The organism is [Actinomadura] parvosata subsp. kistnae (assembly GCF_900323885.1).
GTDB lineage: Bacteria > Actinomycetota > Actinomycetes > Streptosporangiales > Streptosporangiaceae > Nonomuraea > Nonomuraea composti.
This window is the reverse complement of sequence record NZ_OOHJ01000016.1, coordinates 1-4,611: the sequence shown is the minus strand read 5'-3', so window position 1 is coordinate 4,611 and position 4,611 is coordinate 1. Positions and strand designations below refer to the sequence as shown.

Annotated in this window: 6 protein-coding genes and 2 pseudogenes; 3 read left to right on the top strand and 5 right to left on the bottom strand. The window is 67.0% G+C overall.

The window, feature by feature from the left end; translation table 11 throughout:
• Positions 1-55 precede the first annotated feature (55 nt).
• Complete coding sequence (locus KIS93_RS19900; protein WP_222107556.1) at positions 56-697, top strand: carbohydrate ABC transporter permease; 642 nt, start codon at positions 56-58, stop codon at positions 695-697.
• A gap of 327 nt (positions 698-1,024) precedes the next feature.
• On the opposite strand, the gene KIS93_RS63455 is transcribed toward KIS93_RS19900, so the two are convergent.
• Positions 1,025-1,282 carry a hypothetical protein gene (locus tag KIS93_RS63455; RefSeq protein ID WP_222107558.1) on the bottom strand — a complete coding sequence of 86 codons (258 nt, stop codon included), beginning with the start codon at positions 1,280-1,282 and terminating at the stop codon, positions 1,025-1,027.
• Here KIS93_RS63455 and KIS93_RS69000 point away from each other — a divergent pair.
• Positions 1,190-1,420, top strand: a complete 231-nt coding sequence (locus tag KIS93_RS69000; RefSeq protein ID WP_420895874.1) for an ABC transporter permease subunit — start codon at positions 1,190-1,192, stop codon at positions 1,418-1,420. The two genes, KIS93_RS63455 and KIS93_RS69000, sit on opposite strands and share 93 nt — an antisense overlap.
• Positions 1,421-1,909: 489 nt before the next feature.
• Positions 1,910-2,278, top strand: a pseudogene (locus KIS93_RS63445) (hypothetical protein); the annotation flags it as partial.
• 15 nt (positions 2,279-2,293) lie between these two features.
• Here KIS93_RS63445 and KIS93_RS19885 read toward each other — a convergent pair.
• From KIS93_RS19885 to KIS93_RS65450, 4 genes and pseudogenes are all read right to left on the bottom strand, one after another.
• Positions 2,294-2,989, bottom strand: a complete 696-nt coding sequence (locus tag KIS93_RS19885) for an ABC transporter substrate-binding protein (protein ID WP_222107554.1) — start codon at positions 2,987-2,989, stop codon at positions 2,294-2,296.
• Between the two features lie 302 nt (positions 2,990-3,291).
• Positions 3,292-3,888, bottom strand: a complete 597-nt coding sequence (locus tag KIS93_RS19880) for a carbohydrate ABC transporter permease (protein ID WP_222107553.1) — start codon at positions 3,886-3,888, stop codon at positions 3,292-3,294.
• 13 nt (positions 3,889-3,901) lie between these two features.
• Complete coding sequence (locus KIS93_RS19875) at positions 3,902-4,288, bottom strand: carbohydrate ABC transporter permease (protein ID WP_246005330.1); 387 nt, start codon at positions 4,286-4,288, stop codon at positions 3,902-3,904.
• Positions 4,246-4,611, bottom strand: a pseudogene (locus KIS93_RS65450) (hypothetical protein); the annotation flags it as partial. The gene KIS93_RS19875 and the pseudogene KIS93_RS65450, both read right to left, overlap by 43 nt.

Sequence of the window (4,611 nt, the reverse complement as noted above, 5' to 3'; positions counted from 1 at the left end):
CTGTTCGGCGACCGGCTGTTCTGGAACGCGCTGAAAGGTCACCGCCGAGTACGTCGTGCTCAACATCGTCTCCCAGACGGTGATCTCGATGTTGCTGGCCGTCCTGCTCTACCGGCTGACGAAGTCGATGGTGGTGCGCGGGATCGTGCTGCTGCCCTACCTCGTCGCCAACGTGGTCGTGGCCCTCGTCTGGTTCTGGATGCTGGACTTCCAGCTCGGCGTGGTCAACAACGTCATCGAGTGGCTGGGCTTCGACCGGGTCGCGTTCTTCGGCTCCGACCTCGCCATCCCCACCATCGCCGGGATCAACACCTGGCGGCACATGGGCTACACCGCGCTGCTCATCTTCGCCGGCCTGCAGATGATCCCGCCCAGCGTGTACGAGGCCGCCGCCATCGACGGCGCCTCCGAGTGGCGCACGTTCTGGCGGGTCACGTTGCCGCTGCTGCGGCCCGTCATGGCGCTGGTCATGGTGCTCAGCGTGATCGGATCGTTCCAGGTCTTCGACACGATCGCGGTCACCACGTCGGGCGGCCGATCAACGCCACCAGGGTCATCTACTTCTACATCTACGACCTGGCGTTCAACCGGTTCAACTTCGGCTACGCCGCCGCGCTGTCGTCCGTGCTGTTCGTGCTGCTCGCCGGCATCGCGTACGTGCAGCTGCGCCTCTCCCGCGCCGGCGAGTCCGATCTGAGGGGTCGTGATGGCCAGGGTCAGGTGGGCCGGGTGGCCGGCTGGGCGGTGCTCGTGCTGGTCATGCTGGTGACGCTGTTCCCGTTCTACTGGATGTTGCGCACGTCCTTCTCCAACACCCGCGCGCTCGCCGCCGGGGCCGCGGACCTGCTGCCCGTGGACTTCACGCTCGGCGCCTACCGCCGGGTGCTCGGCCTGTCGAGCACCGCCGAGGCGGTCGCGGAGGCGGGTCGAGCGGCACCGTCAACTTCTGGCTCTACCTGCGCAACTCGATCGTCGTCGCCACGATCACCACGGCCGGGCAGGTCTTCTTCGGCGCGCTGGCCGCCTACGCCTTCGCCCGGCTGCGCTGGCCCGGCAGGAACGCCGTCTTCACGCTCTTCGTCACCGCCCTCATGGTGCCGCCGATCTTCACCACGCTGCCCAACTTCGTGCTGATCAAGGAGCTGGGCTGCTCAACACGTTCCTCGGGATCGTGCTGCCGCACCTGCTCATGACGCCGTTCGCGGTGTTCTTCCTGCGGCAGTTCTTCCTCGGCATCAACGCCGGCGTGGAGGAGGCGGCCCGCATCGACGGGGCCGGGCACGTGCGCACGTTCTTCCGCATCGTGCTGCCCATGAGCCGGGGCCGATCGCCACGCTGGCCATCCTCACGTACATCACGAGCTGGAACGACTACTTCTGGCCGCTGCTGGTGGGCAAGGCGGAGAACGTCCGGGTGCTGACGGTCGCGCTGGGCATCTTCCGCTCCCAGACGCCGCAGGGCAGCCCCGACTGGGCCGGCCTCATGGCCGCCACCCTCTTCGCCGCGCTGCCGATCATGGCGCTGTTCGCCGTGCTGGCCGCCGCGTCATCGACTCCATCGGCTACACCGGCGTCAAATAACCCCCCATTCGAGAGGTCCTGTTGTGATGAAGCGTTGTCTTGCCGTCGCGGGCGCGGCGGTGCTGCTGCTGTCCGGATGCGGCGCCCAGGAGGAGCCCGAGCAGGCCGCCGCCGGCCCCGTCACGATCGACTACTGGCTCTGGACACCGCCCAGCAGCCCCAGTACCAGGCGTGCGCCGACGCCTTCCACAAGGCGAATCCCCAATACACCGTCAAGATCACCCAGTACGGCTGGGACGACTACTGGAACACGCTGACCACCGCCTTCGTCTCCGGCACCGCCCCGACGTGTTCGTCGGCCACCTGTCCCGCTACCCCGAGCTGGCCGCCAGGGCCAGATCCTCCCCCTGGACGAATACGTCACCAAGGACAAGGTGGACCTGTCGATCTACCAGGACGGCCTGGCCGACCTGTGGGTCGCCAAGGACGGCAAACGGTACGGGCTGCCCAAGGACTTCGACACCGTGGCCGTCATCTACAACACCGACCTGCTCAAGAAGGCCGCATCAAGCGAGAATGGCGAGACTGGAACCGCGACGGCGCACGTACGAGAGTCATCGCCCGACCCACCGTCGACAAGACGCAGCGGCGACACGGTACGATCGAAGGTCCATAGACTGTGTCCAGTCCTCGGTGACATCGTACTGCCGCACTCACGTGATCGCGACCCAGTAGATCCATTCGGTTCCCTGTCATGAGCAGTGACCATGACTCTATGGGTCGCAGTGACGCGTGGCCACGCTGTCCCGGACGGCCCTGCTACGGACAGCATCGTCGCCGAGCCGGCGCGCTGCGTTCAGGCGAGGCGTAGGTGGCGACGTTCTTCTTGTCAAGCCGCTCGTCGCCGCGCTGCCGTTCTTGTCGACGTGAGCGGGCGATGACCTTCTCGTACGTGCCGCCGTCCTGCGGTTCCAGCTCAGCTCGGCCATCTCCTCCGGCTTGATGCCGGCCTTCTTGAGCAGGTCGGTGTTGTAGATGACGGCCACGGTGTCGAAGTCCTTGGCAGCCCGTACCGTTTGCCGTCCTTGGCGACCCACAGGTCGGCAGGCCGTCCTGGTAGATCGACAGGTCCACCTTGTCCTTGGTGACGTATTCGTCCAGGGGGAGGATCTGGCCTGGGCGGCCAGCTCGGGGTAGCGGGACAGGTGGCCGACGAACACGTCGGGGGCGGTGCCGGAGACGAAGGCGGTGGTCAGCGTGTTCCAGTAGTCGTCCCAGCCGTACTGGGTGATCTTGACGGTGTATTGGGGATTCGCCTTGTGGAAGGCGTCGGCGCACGCCTGGTACTGGGGCTGCTGGGCGGTGTCCCAGAGCCAGTAGTCGATCGTGACGGGCCGGCGGCGGCCTGCTCGGGCTCCTCCTGGCGCCGCATCCGGACAGCAGCAGCACCGCCGCGCCCGCGACGGCAAGACAACGCTTCATCACAACAGGACCTCTCGAATGGGGGGTTATTTGACGCCGGTGTAGCCGATGGAGTCGATGACGCGGCGGCCCAGCACGGCGAACAGCGCCATGATCGGCAGCGCGGCGAAGAGGGTGGCGGCCATGAGGCCGGCCAGTCGGGCTGCCCTGCGGCGTCTGGGAGCGGAAGATGCCCAGCGCGACCGTCAGCACCCGGACGTTCTCCGCCTTGCCCACCAGCAGCGGCCAGAAGTAGTCGTTCCAGCTCGTGATGTACGTGAGGATGGCCAGCGTGGCGATCGGCCCCGGCTCATGGCAGCACGATGCGGAAGAACGTGCGCACGTGCCCGGCCCCGTCGATGCGGGCCGCCTCCTCCACGCCGGCGTTGATGCCGAGGAAGAACTGCCGCAGGAAGAACACCGCGAACGGCGTCATGAGCAGGTGCGGCAGCACGATCCCGAGGAACGTGTTGAGCAGCCCCAGCTCCTTGATCAGCACGAAGTTGGGCAGCGTGGTGAAGATCGGCGGCACCATGAGGGCGGTGACGAAGAGCGTGAAGACGGCGTTCCTGCCGGGCCAGCGCAGCCGGGCGAAGGCGTAGGCGGCCAGCGCGCCGAAGAAGACCTGCCCGGCCGTGGTGATCGTGGCGACGACGATCGAGTTGCGCAGGTAGAGCCAGAAGTTGACGGTGCCGCTCGACCGCCCTCCGCGACCGCCTCGGCGGTGCTCGACAGGCCGAGCACCCGGCGGTAGGCGCCGAGCGTGAAGTCCACGGGCAGCAGGTCCGCGGCCCCGGCGGCGAGCGCGCGGGTGTTGGAGAAGGACGTGCGCAACATCCAGTAGAACGGGAACAGCGTCACCAGCATGACCAGCACGAGCACCGCCCAGCCGGCCACCCGGCCCCACCTGACCCTGGCCATCACGACCCCCTCAGATCGGACTCGCCGGCGCGGGAGAGGCGCAGCTGCACGTACGCGATGCCGGCGAGCAGCACGAACAGCACGGACGACAGCGCGGCGGCGTAGCCGAAGTTGAACCGGTTGAACGCCAGGTCGTAGATGTAGAAGTAGATGACCCTGGTGGCGTTGATCGGCCCGCCCGACGTGGTGACCGCGATCGTGTCGAAGACCTGGAACGATCCGATCACGCTGAGCACCATGACCAGCGCCATGACGGGCCGCAGCAGCGGCAACGTGACCCGCCAGAACGTGCGCCACTCGGAGGCGCCGTCGATGGCGGCGGCCTCGTACACGCTGGGCGGGATCATCTGCAGGCCGGCGAAGATGAGCAGCGCGGTGTAGCCCATGTGCCGCCAGGTGTTGATCCCGGCGATGGTGGGGATGGCGAGGTCGGAGCCGAAGAACGCGACCCGGTCGAAGCCCAGCCACTCGATGACGTTGTTGACCACGCGAGCTGGAAGTCCAGCATCCAGAACCAGACGAGGGCCACGACCACGTTGGCGACGAGGTAGGGCAGCAGCACGATCCCGCGCACCACCATCGACTTCGTCAGCCGGTAGAGCAGGACGGCCAGCAACATCGAGATCACCGTCTGGGAGACGATGTTGAGCACGACGTACTCGGCGGTGACCTTCAGCGCGTTCCAGAACAGCCGGTCGCCGAACAGCTT